The organism is Serratia sp. DFXYC6 (genome assembly GCF_057196085.1).
Window position 1 is genome coordinate 66161 of sequence record NZ_JBXUNV010000007.1, and the last position, 18618, is coordinate 84778.

At 60.2% G+C, this 18618-nt stretch carries 20 protein-coding genes; 9 read left to right on the top strand and 11 right to left on the bottom strand.

Annotated elements, in window-relative coordinates:
* Window positions 1-6: 6 nt before the first annotated feature.
* The 3 genes from secB to cysE all read left to right on the top strand — a co-directional run bounded on the left by secB (window position 7) and on the right by cysE (window position 2424).
* Window positions 7-477, top strand: a complete 471-nt coding sequence (secB, locus tag AC2CGQ_RS23745; RefSeq protein ID WP_004931139.1) for a protein-export chaperone SecB — start codon at window positions 7-9, stop codon at window positions 475-477.
* Window positions 477-1496 carry an NAD(P)H-dependent glycerol-3-phosphate dehydrogenase gene (gene gpsA / locus AC2CGQ_RS23750; protein WP_033631338.1) on the top strand — a complete coding sequence of 340 codons (1020 nt, stop codon included), beginning with the start codon at window positions 477-479 and terminating at the stop codon, window positions 1494-1496. Before secB ends, gpsA begins: the two co-directional genes overlap by 1 nt.
* A 106-nt stretch (window positions 1497-1602) precedes the next feature.
* Window positions 1603-2424 (top strand): serine O-acetyltransferase, encoded by an 822-nt coding sequence (gene cysE / locus AC2CGQ_RS23755; protein WP_004931135.1) that lies wholly within the window; start codon window positions 1603-1605, stop codon window positions 2422-2424.
* 61 nt (window positions 2425-2485) lie between these two features.
* Here the strand turns inward: cysE and AC2CGQ_RS23760 are convergent, their stop codons facing one another.
* The 5 genes from AC2CGQ_RS23760 to cpxR form a co-directional block, all read right to left on the bottom strand.
* Window positions 2486-3157 carry a DUF3313 domain-containing protein gene (locus AC2CGQ_RS23760; protein WP_484593918.1) on the bottom strand — a complete coding sequence of 224 codons (672 nt, stop codon included), beginning with the start codon at window positions 3155-3157 and terminating at the stop codon, window positions 2486-2488.
* 104 nt (window positions 3158-3261) lie between these two features.
* Window positions 3262-4035: a CHAD domain-containing protein gene (locus tag AC2CGQ_RS23765; RefSeq protein ID WP_060557955.1), complete on the bottom strand. Its 774-nt coding sequence runs from the start codon at window positions 4033-4035 to the stop codon at window positions 3262-3264.
* Between the two features lie 50 nt (window positions 4036-4085).
* The gene (gene trmL, locus AC2CGQ_RS23770) at window positions 4086-4559 is read right to left on the bottom strand and encodes a tRNA (uridine(34)/cytosine(34)/5-carboxymethylaminomethyluridine(34)-2'-O)-methyltransferase TrmL (RefSeq protein ID WP_004931130.1); all 474 of its coding nucleotides are present in this window, start codon (window positions 4557-4559) and stop codon (window positions 4086-4088) included.
* A 43-nt stretch (window positions 4560-4602) separates the two neighbouring features.
* Complete coding sequence (cpxA, locus tag AC2CGQ_RS23775; protein ID WP_015379421.1) at window positions 4603-5997, bottom strand: envelope stress sensor histidine kinase CpxA; 1395 nt, start codon at window positions 5995-5997, stop codon at window positions 4603-4605.
* A complete protein-coding gene (cpxR, locus tag AC2CGQ_RS23780) occupies window positions 5994-6692 on the bottom strand; it encodes an envelope stress response regulator transcription factor CpxR (RefSeq protein WP_004931124.1) in 699 nt (232 codons plus the stop codon). Before cpxR ends, cpxA begins: the two co-directional genes overlap by 4 nt.
* A gap of 148 nt (window positions 6693-6840) precedes the next feature.
* Here cpxR and cpxP point away from each other — a divergent pair, with 148 nt between their 5' ends.
* From cpxP to AC2CGQ_RS23800, 4 genes are all read left to right on the top strand, one after another.
* A complete protein-coding gene (cpxP, locus tag AC2CGQ_RS23785) occupies window positions 6841-7320 on the top strand; it encodes a cell-envelope stress modulator CpxP (RefSeq protein ID WP_004931122.1) in 480 nt (159 codons plus the stop codon).
* Between the two features lie 132 nt (window positions 7321-7452).
* A complete protein-coding gene (gene fieF / locus AC2CGQ_RS23790; protein WP_048326689.1) occupies window positions 7453-8355 on the top strand; it encodes a CDF family cation-efflux transporter FieF in 903 nt (300 codons plus the stop codon).
* 231 nt (window positions 8356-8586) lie between these two features.
* Window positions 8587-9549: a 6-phosphofructokinase gene (gene pfkA / locus AC2CGQ_RS23795; RefSeq protein WP_484593919.1), complete on the top strand. Its 963-nt coding sequence runs from the start codon at window positions 8587-8589 to the stop codon at window positions 9547-9549.
* Window positions 9550-9735: 186 nt separating this feature from the next.
* The gene (locus AC2CGQ_RS23800) at window positions 9736-10725 is read left to right on the top strand and encodes a sulfate ABC transporter substrate-binding protein (protein ID WP_015379419.1); all 990 of its coding nucleotides are present in this window, start codon (window positions 9736-9738) and stop codon (window positions 10723-10725) included.
* A 65-nt stretch (window positions 10726-10790) separates the two neighbouring features.
* On the opposite strand, the gene tpiA is transcribed toward AC2CGQ_RS23800, so the two are convergent.
* Together tpiA and AC2CGQ_RS23810 are read right to left on the bottom strand one after the other, a co-directional pair.
* Entirely contained in the window at window positions 10791-11558 is a 768-nt protein-coding gene (tpiA, locus tag AC2CGQ_RS23805) for a triose-phosphate isomerase (RefSeq protein ID WP_004931113.1), read from the bottom strand.
* Window positions 11559-11685: 127 nt separating this feature from the next.
* The gene (locus tag AC2CGQ_RS23810; RefSeq protein WP_048326688.1) at window positions 11686-12270 is read right to left on the bottom strand and encodes a DUF1454 family protein; all 585 of its coding nucleotides are present in this window, start codon (window positions 12268-12270) and stop codon (window positions 11686-11688) included.
* Window positions 12271-12469: 199 nt separating this feature from the next.
* Between AC2CGQ_RS23810 and AC2CGQ_RS23815 the strand changes: the two genes are divergently transcribed.
* A complete protein-coding gene (locus AC2CGQ_RS23815) occupies window positions 12470-12889 on the top strand; it encodes a DUF805 domain-containing protein (protein ID WP_004931108.1) in 420 nt (139 codons plus the stop codon).
* A gap of 8 nt (window positions 12890-12897) precedes the next feature.
* Here the strand turns inward: AC2CGQ_RS23815 and fpr are convergent, their stop codons facing one another.
* Window positions 12898-13644: a ferredoxin--NADP(+) reductase gene (gene fpr / locus AC2CGQ_RS23820; protein ID WP_004931107.1), complete on the bottom strand. Its 747-nt coding sequence runs from the start codon at window positions 13642-13644 to the stop codon at window positions 12898-12900.
* Window positions 13645-13647: 3 nt separating this feature from the next.
* Window positions 13648-14259, bottom strand: coding sequence for a helix-turn-helix transcriptional regulator (locus AC2CGQ_RS23825; protein WP_004931104.1), 612 nt, complete (start codon window positions 14257-14259; stop codon window positions 13648-13650).
* Window positions 14260-14556: 297 nt separating this feature from the next.
* On the opposite strand from AC2CGQ_RS23825, the gene emrD reads away from it, so the two are divergent.
* Window positions 14557-15741 (top strand): multidrug efflux MFS transporter EmrD, encoded by a 1185-nt coding sequence (gene emrD / locus AC2CGQ_RS23830; RefSeq protein ID WP_166445494.1) that lies wholly within the window; start codon window positions 14557-14559, stop codon window positions 15739-15741.
* A 194-nt stretch (window positions 15742-15935) separates the two neighbouring features.
* Here emrD and glpX read toward each other — a convergent pair whose 3' ends face one another.
* Together glpX and glpK are read right to left on the bottom strand one after the other, a co-directional pair.
* Window positions 15936-16946 carry a class II fructose-bisphosphatase gene (gene glpX / locus AC2CGQ_RS23835; protein WP_016929713.1) on the bottom strand — a complete coding sequence of 337 codons (1011 nt, stop codon included), beginning with the start codon at window positions 16944-16946 and terminating at the stop codon, window positions 15936-15938.
* Window positions 16947-17075: 129 nt separating this feature from the next.
* Window positions 17076-18584 carry a glycerol kinase GlpK gene (gene glpK, locus AC2CGQ_RS23840; RefSeq protein WP_004931097.1) on the bottom strand — a complete coding sequence of 503 codons (1509 nt, stop codon included), beginning with the start codon at window positions 18582-18584 and terminating at the stop codon, window positions 17076-17078.
* Window positions 18585-18618 lie beyond the last annotated feature (34 nt).

Consider the following 18618-nt stretch of genomic DNA (forward strand, 5'->3'; position numbering starts at 1 on the left):
ACTCACATGTCAGAACAAAACAGCACCGAAATGGCTTTCCAGATCCAACGTATCTATACCAAGGATATCTCCTTCGAAGCGCCGAACGCGCCGCAGGTTTTCCAGCAGGAATGGCAGCCGGAAGTTAAACTTGATCTGGATACCGCGTCCAGCCAGCTGGCTGACGAAGTGTATGAAGTGGTACTGCGCGTAACCGTGACGGCGACCCTGGGCGAAGAGACGGCGTTCCTGTGCGAAGTGCAGCAGGCGGGCATCTTCTCGGTAGCAGGCATCGAAGGCACGCAGCTGGCGCATTGCCTGGGCGCATACTGCCCGAACATTTTGTTCCCGTATGCGCGCGAGTGCATCACCAGCCTGGTTTCCCGCGGCACCTTCCCGCAGCTGAATCTGGCACCGGTCAACTTTGACGCGCTGTTCATGAACTATCTGCAGCAGCAGGCGGAAGGCGAAGGTGCCGCACCACATCAGGATGCCTGATGAACACCGTCAATGCTTCAATGACTGTTATCGGTGCCGGCTCGTACGGCACCGCATTGGCCATCACGCTGGCGCGTAACGGCCACACCGTGGTGCTGTGGGGGCACAACCCCGCGCAAATTCAAACGTTGCAGCGCGATCGCTGCAATCAGGCGTTTCTGCCCGACGTTCCCTTCCCCGATACCCTGCTGCTCGAAGCCGATTTGGCGCGTGCGCTGGCCGCCAGCCGCGACGTGCTGGTGGTGGTGCCGAGCCACGTGTTCGGCGACGTGCTGCGCCAGCTGAAGCCGCATCTGCGCCCGGATGCCCGCATCGTGTGGGCCACCAAGGGGTTGGAAGCGGAAACCGGCCGGTTGCTGCAGGACGTGGCGCGTGAGGCGCTGGGCGAGACGATCCCGCTGGCGGTGCTCTCCGGGCCGACGTTCGCCAAAGAGCTGGCCGCCGGCCTGCCGACGGCGATCGCGCTGGCGGCGACCGATGCGCAGTTCGCCGACGATCTGCAACAGCTGCTGCACTGCGGCAAGAGTTTCCGCGTCTACAGCAATCCCGACTTCATCGGTGTGCAGCTTGGCGGCGCAGTGAAGAATGTGATCGCCATCGGCGCCGGCATGTCCGACGGCATCGGTTTCGGCGCCAATGCCCGTACCGCGTTGATTACGCGCGGGCTGGCGGAAATGAGCCGTCTGGGTTCTGCGCTGGGCGCCGATCCTTCGACGTTCATGGGCATGGCGGGGCTGGGGGATCTGGTGCTAACCTGCACGGACAACCAGTCGCGCAACCGTCGCTTCGGCATTATGCTGGGGCAGGGTAAAGGCGTGCAGGAAGCGCAGGACAGTATCGGTCAGGTGGTCGAGGGCTATCGCAATACCAAAGAGGTGTTGGCGTTGGCGCAGCGGCACGGTGTGGAAATGCCGATCACCGAACAGATTTATCAGGTGCTTTACTGCCACAAGGACGCCCGCGAAGCGGCGCTGAGCCTGCTGGGGCGAGCCCGAAAGGACGAAAAACCCAGCGCGTGACATAAAACGATATGTCGGGGCAGCGGAATGCTGACCCCGCAAATGACCTGGGCTGCTTCGCGCTACCGTGTGAAGCGGCTCGTTTGGCAAGGCAGAGGGGTATGTGATGTCGTCAGAAGAGTTGGAACAGGTCTGGAACAGCATTAAATCAGAAGCGCGAGCACTGGCTGATTGTGAACCGATGCTGGCCAGCTTTTTCCATGCGACGTTGCTCAAGCACGAGAACCTGGGCAGCGCGCTCAGCTATATGCTGGCCAACAAGCTGGCCACGCCGATCATGCCCGCCATCGCGGTGCGCGAGGTGGTGGAAGAGGCCTACAAGTCTGACAACCAGATGATCGTTTCGGCGGCGCGCGATATCCTCGCGGTGCGCCTGCGCGACCCGGCGGTCGATAAATACTCCACGCCGCTGCTTTACCTGAAGGGGTTCCATGCGCTGCAGGCTTACCGCATCGGTCACTGGCTGTGGCAGCAAGGGCGGCAGGCGCTGGCTATCTACCTGCAAAATCAAATTTCCGTCGCCTTTGGCGTGGACATCCATCCGGCGGCGACCATCGGTTGCGGCATCATGCTCGATCACGCCACCGGCATCGTGATCGGTGAAACGGCGGTGGTGGAGAACAACGTCTCTATCCTGCAGTCGGTCACCCTGGGCGGTACCGGTAAAACCAGCGGCGACCGTCACCCGAAAATCCGTGAAGGGGTGATGATTGGCGCAGGCGCCAAAATTCTCGGCAATATCGAAGTGGGCAAGGGCGCGAAGATCGGCGCGGGCTCGGTGGTCTTGCAGGCGATACCGCCGCACACCACCGCCGCCGGCGTGCCGGCGCGCATCGTCGGGCGGCCGGAGAGCGATACGCCGTCGATGGATATGGACCAATACTTCAACGGCACCAACCACGGCTTCGAGTATGGCGACGGCATCTAAGCCGTGGTTGCGGGTTCATTCAGGGGGAGCTTCGGCTCCCCCTGTGTTTTTCAGGCGGTGGTCAGCCCTGTTTCGGGAACGTGACGATGTCGTTGACCATGTCATCGATCGCCGCTTTGACTTCTTGTTCCGTGACTGGCGCGCTGTCGTTGTTGACGGTTTTGCCGTAACTCTTGCGCACCACTTCCAGCACCGTTTTACCGCTATCCTGATCGATCAACTGCGCTTCCAGGAACAGCGTGGTGTTTTGCGTCCGGTGGCCAGTGGCGGCCATGGTGCTGGCCACCACGGCCGCTACCGGCACCACTTCATAGAATTTCATATCCTCATCTTCGGCAGACACGGCGGTAATCGCGACTTTGGCCAACAGCACGCGGGAACCTGTCGGGTTATTCAAAACGGTAGTGCGCTCGGCCACCGCTTTTCTCACGCTTTGGTCGGTATAGTTTCTAATTTTGTCCAGCGTTTGTTGGCTGACGCGGGCGGTGGGTTTAGCCGCCGGGTAATAAACCACGGGAGCGACATACACGCCGCGATAATTCGACTCTTTAAAGTTGGGATCGATCCAACGCAGCGTTTTATGGCCGCTTGGCGAGCTGGTTTCCTGCAGCTTGCTGTAGTCCGGCAGGAACCCCGAATATTGATTCGTTTGGGTGACTTTGGACGAGCAGCCCGCCAGCAACAGGCCCACCGCCAGAACCGCCATGGCAACGCTCAAACGTTGTTTCTTCATATGGTTTCCTATGATGAGTGGTGATTACCCTTACAAAACATAGCGCATTATCTGCGCCTCATCGGGGTTTTTCGGGGCCGGGCGTGCCCTGCTGCGGCCTTTTTTCAGGATCGTGATGCGCCGCCGGTTTTCGCCGCCAGTGCCGGTGATAAGGCGGCGAGCAAGGCGTCCGCTCTGACCAGCGCCTGGCGTTGCTCAGCTTGCCACCGGGGCAACAAGGGCCAGAGATCCGCCTGATGCTCGGCTTGCAGGCACCAAACCTCCCGGTCGTGCCAATCACCGAGGGCGTTCTGCGCCGCTTTCAGGCTCGCCATCGCGGCGGGAGAGAGGGGAAGGCTCTGCGGATAGGCTTCAGCCGCGTAACGCAGGCGTTTTATCAGCAGCCTCAGGCGGTGGCGATCGTAGCCGGTATCGGCCAATGCCCGGCACAATTGCCGTTGTTGGCGCTGCAGGCGTCGGTTCACACGGTGTTTGGCAGCGCGTTGCGCGCTGCGGCGAAAGCGGCGCGGCCAGGCGTGCAAAAGCGAGGGAAAACCGATGAGCTGCGGATGGGCGAGCAGTTGACGGCAGCGGGCCTGAAATTCGCTCTGGCGCACGTTGGCCTGCCAATCGAGGCGATGACGCGCCAGTTCGGCGATCAGCACCTCGAGATCGCGCAGCGGCGTCGTGAGCCTGCCCAATTCGGCGGCGGCCCGATCGAGCCGGGTTGCGCCGGGGCAGCCGCGTAACGGGCGCAGCAGGCTGCGAATGCGGCGCAGACAGACGCGCAAGTCGTGCAGCGCTTCGCTGTCTTGCGCCTGTTGCAGCCGCAACAGCGCCTCGTTCAGCGCCGGTTCGAGCCGGCGAAGCTGGGTGACAATCTCTGCGATGAAAGCCATGTGCCGTGCCTGGAGAGGATAACTCTTCCAGTATGGCGCGACGTCGCGGATTACGCCTTGATCAGCGCACCGGCATAGTCCAGCTGCCGCCAGGCTTCATACACCACCACCGATACGGCATTCGACAGGTTCATGCTGCGGCTTTGCGCCTGCATCGGGATGCGGATTTTTTGCTGCGCGGGCAGCGCATCGAGGATGTCGGCAGGCAACCCGCGCGTTTCCGGGCCGAACAGCAGGTAGTCGCCGGCCTGGTAGCTGACGGCGCTGTGCGCTGGCGTGCCCTTGGTGGTGAGGGCAAACAGCCGCTGCGGGTTTTCGGCGGCGAGAAAGGCGGCGTAATCGGCATGGCGGCTGACGCGGGTGAACTCATGATAGTCCAGCCCGGCGCGGCGCAGGCGTTTGTCGTCCCACGGGAAACCCAGCGGTTCGATCAGGTGCAGATTAAAGCCGGTATTGGCGCACAGGCGGATGATATTGCCGGTATTGGGTGGAATTTCGGGTTCAAATAAAACGATGTTCAGCATGTTGCAGGCCCCTCGTGAACGAGGGGCGCAGGATAGCAAACTCTTACTGTTCTGTCTTAGACGATAGGCGTTGATGATGCAGCGGCAGCCACAGCACCAGCCGCAGACCGCCAAGCGGGCTGTCTTCGGCCTTCACCCAGCCGCGATGCTGATTGACCGCCGCCTCGACGATAGCCAGGCCAAGGCCGGTGCCGCCGGACTCACGGTCGCGCGCCTCATCGGTGCGGTAGAACGGACGGAAGATCTGCTCGCGGTCTTCGGCGCTGACGCCGGGGCCGTCGTCGTCAACCTGGATAGTCACGCCCTGATTGTCGGCGCTGAACGCCACGGCGATGCGGGTGTGCGAATAACGCAGGGCGTTGCGCACGATGTTTTCCAACGCGCTGTCCAGCGCGCTCGCGTTGCCGAACAGCGTCCACGGACCGGGCGGCGCAGCGATCTCCAGTTGCTTGCCCATCTGTTCGGCTTCGAAACGGGCGTTATCCAGCACGTCGGCCCACAGTTCGTTGGCCTTCAACTGCTCGCGCGCCAGCTCGCCCTTCTGCTGCCCGCGCGACAGCGCCAGCAGATCGTTGATCATCGAATCCAGCCGTTGCGCTTCGGTTTCGATGCGCGCCAGCTCGTGGCCTTCGCCGTGGCGGCGGCGCATCAGCGCGGTAGCCAGCTGCAGGCGAGTCAGCGGCGTGCGCAGCTCGTGCGAGATGTCCGAGATCAAGCGTTGCTGGGCGTTCATCATGCGTTCCAGCGCGCTGACCATCTGGTTGAAGCTGGCGCCGGTGGCCAGAAATTCCTGCGGGCCGGCCTCCAGTTCCGGATGCTGCTTCAGGTTGCCGCGCGCCACGTCATCGGCGGCGTTCTTCAGCTTGCGCGCCGGTTTCGCCAGGCTCCAGGCCAGCCACAGCAGCAGCGGGGCGCTGATCAACATGGTGACGATCAGCAGCAGCAGCGGCCGGTCGAACATCAGGTTGATGAAATCGGATTGCGGGCTGTTGGCGGGGCGGATCAGGTACAGCTGGTAGTTGTCTTCGCCGTCGCGCACCGCGAACGGCCCGACCAGTTCGACGCGGCCGTATTTTTTCTTCTTCGGATGATCCGAATTGTCGGATTGGCCGATGAAGTTGCGGACGATCTGCATTTCATTGCGCTGCGCGCCGATCACCCGGCCTTCGCTGGTGACCAGCAGCAGGCGTTGGCCCGGCGGCGCCCATTTGTCGATGGCGCGGAACAGGCGGCGCCACCACATCAGATCGTTGGCCGGATCGTTTTGCAACTCGGCCTCGACGTGCTGTTCCAGCATCAACCCCTGCCGCTGCTCGCTGTCGAGCAGCGAGGTCATTTGGCGGGAGTCGAGCTTGGGCACCATCAGCACCAGCATTAGCACCAGGGCTAACGTGAACCAGAAAATGGCGAAGATGCGTGCCGTCAAACTGTTGATCATGTTGCAGATACCATCAAATAACCACGCCCGCGCAGGGTTTTGAACCACGGATGCCCGTCTTTGCGATCCGGCAGCTTACGCCGCAGGTTGGAGATATGCATGTCGATGGCGCGATCGAACGGAGTCAGGCGTTTGCCCAGCACTTCCTGGCTCAGCAGTTCGCGCGACACCACCTGGCCGAGATGTTGCGCCAGCAGATACAGCAGGGTGAACTCGGTGCCGGTCAGATCCAGCACCTGGCCGTCGAAGCTGGCCTCCTGGCGGCCGGGGTTCAGCTGCAGGCCATCGACATCCAGCGTCGGGGCGCCGCTGTCGACCTGCTGCTGCTGTTCGCTCCAGTTGGAACGGCGCAGAATGGCGCGAATGCGCGCGACCAGTTCGCGATCGTTGAAGGGTTTCGGCAGGTAATCATCGGCGCCCAGCTCCAGGCCCAACACGCGGTCCAGTTCGCTGCCGCGCGCGGTCAGCATGATGACCGGCGTCTGGTGATGTTGGCGCAGTTCTTTCAGCGTATCGATGCCGTTTTTCTTCGGCATCATGATGTCGAGCAGCAGCAGATCGACGGAGCTGTCCAGCAGCGACAACGCCTGCTCGCCATCGTGCGCGACGACGATATTAAAACCTTCCATTTCAAGCAGTTCTTTTAACAGCGAGGTCAACTCGCGGTCGTCGTCAACTAACAGAATCTTGTTCATTATGATTTACCTCCAGACGCAAAATACGTCATCAACTGTTGCCATTCCATGACTTTACGTAGTTTTACATGCACTGACGCAGGTTTTCAGGTGTGGCGGTACACTGCTCCTCGTTGATTCGCAAAGTGAGAAAGCTTGAGGAGTTGAAATGCGTAAGGTGACCGCATTAGTTATGGCATCACTGCTGGCAATTGGTTCGACCGCTGCCTTCGCTGCCGACACTATACCGGACACAGCCCAACCTCCCGGCAACGACGCGATGACCCGAATACCCGGCCAGCACCATATGTTCGACGGTGTCAGCCTCAGCGAACAGCAGCGCCAGCAAATGCGCGATTTGATGCGCCAGGCCCGGCACGATCTGCCTGGTGTCAATGTAGCTGAAATGGAAGCCATGCATAAACTGGTGACCGCAGAGAAATTTGACGAAGCCGCCGTGTATGCCCAGGCGGAAAAGATGGCCCAACAGCAGGTCAAGCGCCAGGTCGAAATGGCCCGGGTGCGCAACCAAATGTATAACCTGCTGACGCCAGAGCAAAAAAGTGTTTTAGACCAGAAACATCAGCAGCGCATGCAGCAGATGGAGCAACAAATTTCTGGTTTGCAGCAAGCTTCTGCCCAGAAGTGAAGTACGACTGAGTAGTCCCCTGTTTTTCCTTGCCATAGACACCATCCCTGTCTTCCCCGCCATGATGGCGGGGTTTTTTTTATCCGACATTTCGCTATATTGAGCGCCACACCTTTTGACCGGGATCCCTCAATGGAACAGCGCTATGCACGCCTGGTAAAGTCCGCTGCGTTGGCCGCTACCGCGCTGGCGTCGTCGCTGTTGCTGATCAAAATCGTCGCCTGGTACCAGACCGGTTCTGTCAGCCTGCTGGCGGCGCTGGTGGATTCGCTGGTCGATATCGCGGCATCGCTGACCAACCTTCTGGTGGTGCGCTATTCGCTGCAGCCGGCCGATGCCGAGCACACCTTCGGCCACGGCAAAGCGGAGTCGCTGGCGGCGCTGGCGCAAAGCATGTTTATTTCCGGTTCCGCCCTGTTTCTGTTTCTCACCGGCTTCCAGCATCTGTATGCACCGCAAACGCTGCGCGATCCCGGCGTTGGGGTCATCGTGACGGTGATCGCGTTAGTCAGCACCCTGATGCTGGTCACCTATCAACGCTGGGTGGTCAGAAAAACGCGCAGCCAGGCCGTGCGCGCAGATATGCTGCATTATCAGTCAGATGTCATGATGAATGGTGCTATTCTTATCGCTCTTGGGCTAAGCTGGTACGGCTTCCAGCGGGCGGATGCGCTGTTTGCACTGGGCATCGGCGTTTACATCCTGTATAGCGCGCTGCGCATGGGCTACGAAGCGGTGCAGTCGCTGTTGGATCGGGCGTTGCCGGATGACGAGCGCCAGGCGATTATCGCCGTGGTTTCCTCCTGGCCCGGCGTGAAAGGCGCGCACGATCTGCGCACGCGGCAGTCGGGGCCGACGCGTTTCATCCAGCTGCATCTGGAGATGGACGACACGCTGCCGCTGCGCGAGGCGCACCGGTTAGCCGATCAGGTGGAACAGGCGTTGCGGCACCGTTTTGCGGGGGCGGACGTCATCATTCACCTGGATCCGTGCTCCGTGGTGCCGCCGGGTAGGCAGGGGCATTGGGAGCTATAATCATATAGAGGCATAGCGCAAAGTATTATCATGAATATCTGAGTTAGCTCAGCGTGCCATGCGGCGTTTTAACCGTTATATTGCGTGACTTGAATCAATTCAGCTGGGTGTTTTTGATATAATATCCAGCAATAAGCCATAAAGCTGGTTTTCTGCAGCCGGAGAGGTTTCAAGACGATCGGCGGAGACAGAATTCTTAAGAAATTGCATCTACACAGTTCAGAGGTAGTCATGATCAAGAAAATCGGTGTACTGACGAGCGGCGGTGATTCGCCGGGTATGAACGCTGCAATCCGCGGCGTTGTGCGTTCTGCGCTTTCAGAAGGTCTGGAAGTTTTTGGTATTTACGATGGCTACCTTGGCTTGTACGAAGATCGCATGGAGCAGCTGGATCGCTATAGCGTGTCCGACATGATCAACCGTGGCGGCACCTTCCTTGGTTCGGCCCGCTTCCCGGAATTCAGGGATGAAAACGTGCGCGCCAAGGCGATTGAAAACCTGAAGAATCGCTGCATCGACGCGCTGGTGGTGATCGGCGGCGACGGTTCCTACATGGGCGCCAAACGCCTGACGGAAGAAGGCTTCCCGTGCATCGGTCTGCCGGGCACCATCGATAACGATGTCGCCGGCACCGACTACACTATCGGTTACTTCACCGCGCTGGAAACCGTGGTGGAAGCGATCGACCGCCTGCGCGATACCTCCTCGTCGCACCAGCGTATCTCCATCGTGGAAGTGATGGGCCGTTACTGCGGCGATCTGACGCTGGCGGCGGCGATTGCCGGCGGCTGCGAATTTATCGTGCTGCCTGAAATCGAATTCAACCGCGAAGATCTGGTGTGCGAAATCAAGGCCGGTATCGCCAAAGGCAAAAAACACGCTATCGTGGCGATCACCGAGCACATCTGCGATATCGATGAGCTGGCGCGCCACATTGAGCAGGAAACCAAGCGTGAAACCCGCGCCACTGTGCTGGGCCACATCCAGCGCGGCGGTTCGCCGGTCGCCTATGACCGCATCCTGGCCTCGCGCATGGGCGCCTACGCCATCGAACTGCTGCTGCAGGGGTACGGCGGCCGCTGCGTCGGTATCCAGAACGAAAAAATGGTGCATCATGACATCATCGACGCGATCGAAAACATGAAGCGTCCGTTCAAGGGCGACTGGCTGGAAACGGCGAAAAAGCTGTACTGATACGCCACTCACCGCACGACAAAAAAGCCTCCGCTCCCGGGGGCTTTTTTATGCTCGCCAGTGACATATTCCAGAATCATCTATCCCAAAATTTTTTATTCTTTAGTTGCCGGGAAAGTTTCTGGCAGGCTCTGATGCTAAATCAACCGATTGAGGTTGCGCTTAATTTTCTGGGAGAGCCTGTCGATGCGTAAATGGGGTGTAGGTCTGACATTGGTGCTGTTGGCGTCCGGCGCCATGGCGAAGGATATTCAGTTGCTGAACGTGTCATACGATCCGACGCGTGAGTTCTATCAGGCTTACAACACGGCATTCAGCAAGCACTACCAGGCGGAAACCGGCGACAAGGTGACGGTGCGCCAGTCGCACGGCGGCTCCGGCAAGCAGGCGACGTCGGTGATCAACGGCATCGAGGCCGATGTGGTGACGCTGGCGTTAGCCTATGACGTCGACGCCATCGCCGAACGCGGGCGCATCGAGAAAGACTGGATCAAACGCCTGCCGGACAATTCGGCGCCTTACACGTCGACCATCGTCTTCCTGGTGCGCAAAGGCAACCCGAAACAGATTCATGACTGGCCTGATTTGATCAAGCCGGGCGTGTCGGTGATCACCCCAAACCCGAAAACTTCCGGCGGCGCCCGCTGGAACTACCTGGCCGCCTGGGGCTACGCGTTGCATCACAATAACAACGATAAGGCCAAGGCGCAGGACTTCGTCAAAAACCTGTACAAGAACGTCGAGGTGCTGGATTCCGGCGCGCGCGGCTCGACCAACACCTTCGTTGAGCGCGGCATCGGCGACGTGCTGATCGCCTGGGAAAACGAAGCGCTGCTGGCGGAGAAAGAGCTGGGCAAAGACAAGTTCGAGATTATCACCCCGAGCGAATCGATCCTGGCCGAACCGACGGTGTCGGTGGTGGATAAGGTGGTCGACAAACGCGGTACCCGCGAGGTGGCGACCGCCTACCTGAAATATCTGTATTCGCCGGAAGGGCAGACTATCGCGGCACAGCACTATTACCGCCCGCGCGATGCGGCGGTGGCGGCCAAGTTCGCCGGGCAGTTCCCGCAGTTGAAGCTGTTCACCGTGGATGACACCTTCGGCGGCTGGACCGAAGCGCAGAAGGTGCACTTCGCCACCGGCGGCGTATTCGACGAAATCAGCAAACGCTGATGCCGTTTAAACGGCAATAAAAAACCCCGGCTTGCCGGGGTTTTTTTATGGCAAGCCTAAGGCAATCAGGCTTTTTTCGCTGCGGCAGCGGCTTTGACGATCACGGCGAAAGCGTCGGCTTTCAGCGAGGCGCCGCCAACCAGCGCGCCATCGATGTCCGGCTGGGAGAACAGCTCTGCGGCGTTCTTGTCGTTCACCGAACCGCCGTACTGGATGATGATTTCAGCGGCAACCGCGGCATCGTGCTTGGCGATGTGATCGCGGATAAATTTGTGCACGGCCTGCGCCTGCGCAGGGGTGGCGGATTTGCCGGTACCGATGGCCCAGACCGGCTCATAGGCGATCACGGTGCCTTTCATCGCCGGTGCGCCCAGCGTTTTCAGCACGGCGTCGATCTGGCGCGCGCATACTTCTTCGGTTTTGCCCGCGGCGTTTTCCGCTTCGGTTTCACCGATGCACAGCACCGGGATCAGGCCGGCTTCTTTCAGCACGGCGAATTTCTCGGCGATCACTTCGTCGCTTTCTTTGTGGTAGGTGCGACGCTCGGAGTGGCCGATGATGATGTACTGAGCGCCGACGTCTTTCAGCATGTTGGCGGAAACTTCACCGGTGAAGGCGCCGGACAGGTTAACGTCCACGTTCTGCGCGCCCAGCGCGATGCGGCTGCCGGCCAGCGCGTGCTTGGCCTGATCCAGATACATCACCGGCGGGGCGATGGCGACGCCACAGCCGTCAACGCTGCTCAGCTCATTGCGCAGACCGGCGATCAGTTCGTTGACCATGTGAGTGCTGCCGTTAAGCTTCCAGTTACCCATAACTAATGGATGACGCATGTTTTTTCCTCCAACTAGGGAACGCGAGAGTCGAAATGACAACTGCCGGACCGGCAGTTTACCTGCCCAACAGTATAGAGATCATTAAGCGCGAAGGCTTTGCTTTTCGTCATTAAATGCCGCGCCGTTACGGCTCGGAAAGCGCCAGCTTAATCGGTTCAACCGCGAAGGTTACGCCTTTATCGCCGTTGTCCGAGACGACATAGCGAATGGCGCCGACCTGCTGTTGGTAAAAGCGCGATCCTTTGCCTTTTTCCAGCAGGCTGTTCACCTTGTTCTGGCTCTGCTCCACCGTCAATGCCGGTTCGAACTGGCGCATCAGCGCCGCCATGTAGTTGATGGCGATGGCGCGCGCGGCTTTTTCTTCATTGGCCTGCTGCAGCGGCAGATGCGTGATCTGCAACGTTTTGATTTTTCCGGTGCCTTTCTCCAGCGCGGTGGAGGCGTACAGGTTTTCGTTGAGTTTGCTGGCGGCGCGCGTCAGCAGCGGCGAATCGTCTTCGGTGGCCGGAATGGCGCGGAATTCGCCAATCGGCAGTTTCGGGTTGTCGCGATTGTATTTTTCGCGGAATTTGACCACCGTCAGATCGAAGGTCGGCGCCCCGGCCAGCAGGTAAGGCGCGGTCGGTTTCGCTTCGGCGGCGGGCGGTTCGGCCCAGGCGCTGGCGGCGGCCTGCAGCAGGCAGGCGATGGCGAGGGTTTTTCTCAGCATGGCGTATGGCATCAAGGACAAAGATGGCTCCGATTAAAGCGATAACTCGCGGGCCTTGTCAAAGATCCCACGCCATTATCGGTTCGCTGACGAGAAAGCTGTGCGGCGCGCCGCGTTATGCAAGGCGGAAAACTCGGCCCGGCAGCGTCTATGTTACACTGCGGCGCAGAATATGGGCAGGCTTAGAGCGCAGGAATCGATGACGTTACAACAGTGGTGTTTTTCTTTTAAGGGCCGCATCGGGCGGCGCGACTTCTGGATCTGGATGGGGCTGTGGTTGGTGCTGATGGCGGCGGCGTTTACGCTGGCCAATTATCAATTGATAGCCATCCAATCCATCGCCTTCTTTATCGTGGCGCTGCTGTGGCCGACGGCGGCGGTGCTGGTCAAACGTCTGCACGATCGCAACAAGGCCGGCTGGTGGGCGTTGCTGCTGATCCTGGCGTGGATGCTGGCGGCGGGCAACTGGCAAATGCTGGCGCCGATCTGGCAATGGGGCGTCGGGCGTTTCATCCCGACGCTGATTATTGTGATGATGACTATCGATCTGGGCGCCTTCGTCGGCACGCCGGGAGACAATCGGTTCGGCCCGGAAGCCGAACCGGTGAAGTTCCGCTGATCCTCGGGTTACCAGTAGTGCTCGCTGGTGATGTGGCCCGGTTTGCGGCGCAGGTGCTTGCGCATTTGGCGGTGGTCTTTCAGCGTTTGCTGGGTGTCCCGCACCATCTGCGGGTTGCCGCACAGCATCACGTGGCTGGTTTCGGCGTCGATGGTCAAGCCGATCGCCGCTTCCAGCCGGCCGTCCTCGATCAGCGCCGGCACGCGGCCGGTCAGTGAGCCGGGTGTTTCTTCACGGCTGACGACGGTCTGGATGCGCAGCTTGCCGTTGTAGCGTTGCTGCAGTTGCTGCATCAGCGGCAGGTAGCTCAGATCGCGCGCAAAACGCGCGGCGTGCACCAGCACCAGGTTGTTAAAGCGTTCCAGGCCGACGCCTTGCTGCAGAATCGATAGATAGGGGCCGATGGCGGTGCCGGTCGCCAGCATCCACAGCGTGTCGCAGTCGGGCACTTCATCCAGCACGAAGAAGCCGGCCGCTTCTTTGGTCACCATGACATCCGACCCTGGCCGCAGCTGATTGAGGCGCGGGCTCAGTTTGCCTTCCGGCACCGTCACCAGATAGAACTCCAGGTTGGCGTCATCGGGGGCATTGACGTAGGAGTAGGCGCGTTGCACTCGTTCGCCGTCGATCTCCAGCGCCAGTTTGGCGAATTGCCCGGCGGTGAAAGGATCGATGGGGGCATTGACCACCAGGCTGAACAGCCCGTCGGTCCATTGTTTTACCTGCGTAACCTTGCCGTTTACCCATTCAGCCATACTCTAAAGCTCCCGTGGTCGAATCAAATAAGCACAATGTCGTGAGCCGGAAATGGCGTGCGTGGTGCGCTCTATCCGGTAGTCGTTGCCGAACAGGCGGTGAAACAGCTGCAGCTCGGAATTGCACAGGCTGCTGCAGTTGGAACCGGCCACGCCGATCGGACAGTGGTTTTCCACCAACAGCGCACCGTGCGGATGATCGAGCAATTCGGCCATGTAACCGTCATGTTGCCGCAGACGCACCAATCGGGCTAACCGCTCTTGGTGGCTGCGCTCGGCGGACAGCTCTTCGGCATAACGCAGATAAAGCTGCTCTTCGCGCGCGTTCAGCAACGGTTCCACACCGGCGCCGCCAAACAGCCGCAGCGCGGATGCCCGCAGCCGTTCCTGGTCGGCGGCCGCAAAAGCGTGCCCTCGCGCTGTCAGCGACCAGTAGCGCGTCGGGCGGCCGACCTTGCTGCGCGCTTCTTCGTAACAAACCAACTCACGTTTTTCCAGGGATTGCAGATGTTGTCGGATGCCCATCGGCGTGATGTCCAGACGCTCCGCCAGCATTTTGGCCGAGTGCGGGCCGAGCGCCTTTAACTGCAATAAAATCAGCTCAGGTGTTTTCATGAACCAAATCCCTATGGTGTTATTTTATTTCAAGTTGATGAAAATAATTATCGATTAAATGCTAAAGCGCGGCTACTGCAAGGGCGCTATTTTTAACTCCAAAGCGTTAGACGTACAGTTTAATTTACGAGCCTGGTCGGGTTTGCTGCCAGTGTGACCTGGATCAATATCTGCCTGAAACTCGCTAAAAAAATCAGATTTGATTAGTTTATGCCGCCATAGAGGGCTGCTCGCCGTTCTGGCTGCTGCAACGGCCATACCGGGACGCTGTGACGAGTTGAAACGTTAACGAAGATAATGAGAAAACTAGAGAATTTTCACCTGCTGGTGATGCTTATCCTGTTGGTCGCCGTCGGCCAGATGGCGCAAACCATTTATGTTCCCGTTATTGCTGATATCGCCCACGATCTGTCGGTTCGCACCGGCGCCGTGCAACGGGTGATGGCGGCGTATCTGCTGACCTACGGTTTCTCCCAGCTGATTTACGGGCCGATATCGGATCGGATCGGGCGCCGCCCGGTGATCCTGACCGGCATGATGATCTTCCTGTTCGGTGCGCTGGGCGCACTGCTGTCCACCAACCTGACGATGCTGGTCGCCGCCAGCGCGATTCAGGGCATGGGCACCGGCGTGGCGGGCGTGATGGCGCGCACCATGCCGCGCGATCTGTATGCCGGCACCGCTCTGCGCTACGCCAACAGCCTGTTGAACATGGGGATTTTGGTCAGCCCGCTGCTGGCGCCGGTGATCGGCGGCGCGCTGGCGATGGTGTTCGGCTGGCGAGCCTGTTACGCCTTCCTGCTGGCGCTGTGCGCCTGCGTCGCCTTCGCGATGTTCCGCTGGCTGCCGGAAACCCGCCCGGTGCAAACGGAAAAACGTCGCATGCTGGCCAGTTTCCGCCAGCTGCTGGGTGACAGCACCTTCAGCTGCTATCTGGTGATGCTGATCGGCGCGCTGGCGGGGATTGCGGTATTCGAGGCCAGCTGCGGTGTGTTGATGGGCGGCGTGTTGGGGCTGAGTGGGCTGACCGTCAGCATCCTGTTCATTCTGCCGATCCCGGCGGCGTTTTTCGGCGCCTGGTACGCCGGGCGCGACGGCAAGACCTTCCACACGCTGATGTGGCATTCGGTGATTAGCTGCCTGCTGGCGGGGGCGATGATGTGGATCCCGGGCTGGTTCGGCGTGATGAACATCTGGACGCTGATCGTGCCGGCCGCGTTGTTCTTCTTCGGCGCCGGCATGCTGTTCCCGCTGGCGACCACCGGGGCGATGGAGCCGTTCCCTTACCTGGCCGGCGCGGCGGGCGCACTGGTGGGCGGGATGCAGAACATGGGGTCCGGTCTGGCGACCTGGCTGTCCGCCATGTTGCCGCAAACCGGGCAGTTCAGCCTCGGCTTGCTGATGTTCGCGATGGCGCTGCTGATCCTGCTGTGCTGGTGGCCGCTGTCCAATCGTATGCAGCATCAGGGGCATACCGCATAACGACAGGGCTCCATTCGGCGCCCTCATACCGTTGACAAAGGGGAGAAAAAGCGGGGTTTTTCTCCCCTTTGTGGTTATCAGCCGAAAATCAATAAATTGACTTTCCTTGTTTTTTATTCGCTGTTCTCTGCCAACACGGCAAGGGCATGAGGTTTGTCATCAATCATCAGGGCGCCATTCGGCGCCCTGTTTCGTTACAGCAGAAACTCGTGCAGCGCCGGGTCTTTGCGATCCAGATAGTGGGTCGAACGAATACGGCGGATGGTGCGCGACTTGCCGCGGATCAGCAACGTTTCGGTGGTGGCCATGTTGCCCTGGCGGCTGATGCCTTCCAGCAGATCGCCCTTGGTGATGCCGGTGGCGGAGAAGATCACGTTGTCGTTGCGCGCCATCTGATCCAGACGCAGCGCCTGGCCGGCTTCGATACCCATCTCCCGGCAGCGGGCCAACTCCTGTTCGCCGATGCGGCGGTTTTCGGCGCTGTCGCCTTTCACCTCATGACGCGGCAGCAAACGCGCCTGCATGTCACCGTCCAGCGCGCGGATCACCGCGGCTGAGATCACCCCTTCCGGTGCGCCGCCGATGCCGTACATCACATCGACCTCGCTTTCCGGCATGCAGGTGAGAATGGAGGCCGCTACGTCGCCGTCAGGAATGGCGAATACTCGCACGCCCAACTGCTGCATCTGCGCGATGACGCCGTCGTGGCGCGGTTTGGCCAATACGATCACCGTCAGCTGCGACAGCGGTTTGCCCAGTCGTTCGGCGACGTTCTGCAGGTTCTCTGCCAATGGCCGGTTGAGATCGATGGCGCCGCGCGCCGCCGGGCCGACCACCAGCTTCTCCATGTACATGTCCGGCGCATGCAGGAAGGTGCCGCGATCGCCCACCGCCAATACCGCCAGCGCATTGGACTGGCCCATGGCGGTCATGCGGGTGCCTTCGATCGGATCGACCGCGATGTCGACCGCGTCGCCCTGGCCGGTACCGACCTGCTCGCCGATATACAACATCGGCGCTTCGTCGATCTCGCCTTCGCCGATCACGATGCGCCCATCGATATCCACTTTGTTGAGCATGATGCGCATGGCGTGGACCGCCGCGCCGTCGGCGGCGTTCTTGTCGCCGCGCCCCAGCCATTTGTAGCCCGCCAGCGCGGCGGCTTCGGTAACGCGGGAGAATTCGATGGCTAATTCACGTTTCATGGCAAACCTGTCTGTGAGAAAGGGAGGAAAATATCGACAAAGTCTATCACAGCGCGGTGGCGGCAGGGCGGGGCAAAAAAAAAGCGCCGCCCGCAGGCAGCGCTTGTTGGCGAAACGGCAGCTTCGGGATTACTCGTGATCTTCCCATGCCTGAGCGCGAGCCACCGCTTTTTTCCAGCCGCTGTAGCGGTAGTTGCGTTCGGTGGTTTCGATGCTTGGGCGGAATTCACGCTCAACCACCGCTTTGCTCTTCACTTCATCCAGATCGTTCCAGTAGCCGATGGCCAGGCCCGCCAGGAACGCCGCGCCCAGCGCCGTCGATTCACGCACTTCAGGGCGTTCTACGCGGGTGCCGAGAATATCGGACTGGAACTGCATCAGGAAGTTGTTGGCGACCGCGCCGCCGTCCACGCGCAGCGATTGCAGGCGGGTGTTGGCGTCGGCCTGCATGGCGTCCAGCACGTCACGGGTCTGGAAGGCGATGGATTCCAGCGTGGCGCGGATGATGTGGTTGCTGTTGGCACCACGGGTCAGGCCGAAGATGGCGCCGCGAGCATACGGATCCCAGTAGGGCGCGCCCAGGCCGGTGAAGGCCGGCACCACATAGACGCCGTTGCTGTCTTTCACCTTGGTGGCGAAATATTCGGAGTCGGCGGCGTCGCTGATCAGTTTCAGCTCGTCGCGCAGCCACTGGATAGACGCACCGCCGATGAACACCGCGCCTTCCAGCGCATAGTTCACTTCGCCGCGCGGGCCGCAGGCGATGGTGGTCAGCAGACCGTTTTTCGAGCGCACCGCTTCTTTGCCGGTGTTCATCAGCAGGAAGCAGCCGGTGCCGTAGGTGTTCTTCGCCATGCCCGGTTGAACGCACAGCTGGCCGTACAGTGCCGCCTGTTGGTCACCGGCGATACCGGCGATAGGAATACGCGTGCCGCCCTTACCGCCGATGTTGGTCTGGCCGTACACTTCGGAGGACGGGCGGACTTTCGGCAGCATGGCGCGCGGGATATCCAGCACTTCCAGCATGCGCTCGTCCCAGTCCAGTTCGTGGATGTTGAACATCATGGTGCGTGAGGCGTTGGTGTAATCGGTGACGTGTACGCGCCCCTGGGTCATTTTCCACACCAGCCAGGTATCCACGGTGCCGAACAGCAGTTCGCCGCGCTTGGCGCGCTCGCGGGCGCCTTCGACGTTGTCCAGGATCCACTTCACCTTGGTGCCGGAGAAGTACGGGTCAACCACCAGGCCGGTGTTGTGACGGATGTACTCTTCCAGGCCGTCGCGCTTGAGCTTCTCGCAGATGTCGGCAGTGCGGCGGCACTGCCAAACGATGGCGTTGTAAATCGGCTTGCCGGTCTCTTTTTCCCAGACGATGGTGGTTTCGCGCTGGTTGGTGATGCCGATGCCGGCGATCTGATCGGAATTGATGTCGGCTTTCGCCAGCACTTCTACCAGCGTCGAACTTTGCGATGCCCAGATCTCCATCGGGTCGTGCTCAACCCAGCCGGCCTTTGGATAGATCTGCGGGAATTCGCGCTGCGATACTGCAACGATGTTGGCGTCGTGATCGAGCACGACGGCACGTGAGCTGGTGGTCCCTTGGTCGAGTGCGACAATGTATTTTTTTTCTACAGTCATGGTAATTATCCTGCTGTTGTTAACCGTGTAAAAC

What these genes read in the sequence shown, in the direction of transcription:
- fpr (WP_004931107.1), bottom strand. Translation starts at nt 13,644, where the DNA reads ATGGCTGAATGGGTAAACGGCAAGGTTACGCAGGTAAAACAATGGACC.
- fieF (WP_048326689.1), top strand. Translation starts at nt 7,453, where the DNA reads ATGGAACAGCGCTATGCACGCCTGGTAAAGTCCGCTGCGTTGGCCGCT.
- tpiA (WP_004931113.1), bottom strand. Translation starts at nt 11,558, where the DNA reads ATGCGTCATCCATTAGTTATGGGTAACTGGAAGCTTAACGGCAGCACT.
- AC2CGQ_RS23765 (WP_060557955.1), bottom strand. Translation starts at nt 4,035, where the DNA reads ATGGCTTTCATCGCAGAGATTGTCACCCAGCTTCGCCGGCTCGAACCG.
- cysE (WP_004931135.1), top strand. Translation starts at nt 1,603, where the DNA reads ATGTCGTCAGAAGAGTTGGAACAGGTCTGGAACAGCATTAAATCAGAA.
- glpK (WP_004931097.1), bottom strand. Translation starts at nt 18,584, where the DNA reads ATGACTGTAGAAAAAAAATACATTGTCGCACTCGACCAAGGGACCACC.
- AC2CGQ_RS23825 (WP_004931104.1), bottom strand. Translation starts at nt 14,259, where the DNA reads ATGAAAACACCTGAGCTGATTTTATTGCAGTTAAAGGCGCTCGGCCCG.
- trmL (WP_004931130.1), bottom strand. Translation starts at nt 4,559, where the DNA reads ATGCTGAACATCGTTTTATTTGAACCCGAAATTCCACCCAATACCGGC.
- cpxA (WP_015379421.1), bottom strand. Translation starts at nt 5,997, where the DNA reads ATGATCAACAGTTTGACGGCACGCATCTTCGCCATTTTCTGGTTCACG.
- cpxP (WP_004931122.1), top strand. Translation starts at nt 6,841, where the DNA reads ATGCGTAAGGTGACCGCATTAGTTATGGCATCACTGCTGGCAATTGGT.
- pfkA (WP_484593919.1), top strand. Translation starts at nt 8,587, where the DNA reads ATGATCAAGAAAATCGGTGTACTGACGAGCGGCGGTGATTCGCCGGGT.
- gpsA (WP_033631338.1), top strand. Translation starts at nt 477, where the DNA reads ATGAACACCGTCAATGCTTCAATGACTGTTATCGGTGCCGGCTCGTAC.
- AC2CGQ_RS23800 (WP_015379419.1), top strand. Translation starts at nt 9,736, where the DNA reads ATGCGTAAATGGGGTGTAGGTCTGACATTGGTGCTGTTGGCGTCCGGC.
- emrD (WP_166445494.1), top strand. Translation starts at nt 14,557, where the DNA reads ATGAGAAAACTAGAGAATTTTCACCTGCTGGTGATGCTTATCCTGTTG.
- AC2CGQ_RS23760 (WP_484593918.1), bottom strand. Translation starts at nt 3,157, where the DNA reads ATGAAGAAACAACGTTTGAGCGTTGCCATGGCGGTTCTGGCGGTGGGC.
- AC2CGQ_RS23810 (WP_048326688.1), bottom strand. Translation starts at nt 12,270, where the DNA reads ATGCTGAGAAAAACCCTCGCCATCGCCTGCCTGCTGCAGGCCGCCGCC.
- secB (WP_004931139.1), top strand. Translation starts at nt 7, where the DNA reads ATGTCAGAACAAAACAGCACCGAAATGGCTTTCCAGATCCAACGTATC.
- AC2CGQ_RS23815 (WP_004931108.1), top strand. Translation starts at nt 12,470, where the DNA reads ATGACGTTACAACAGTGGTGTTTTTCTTTTAAGGGCCGCATCGGGCGG.
- cpxR (WP_004931124.1), bottom strand. Translation starts at nt 6,692, where the DNA reads ATGAACAAGATTCTGTTAGTTGACGACGACCGCGAGTTGACCTCGCTG.
- glpX (WP_016929713.1), bottom strand. Translation starts at nt 16,946, where the DNA reads ATGAAACGTGAATTAGCCATCGAATTCTCCCGCGTTACCGAAGCCGCC.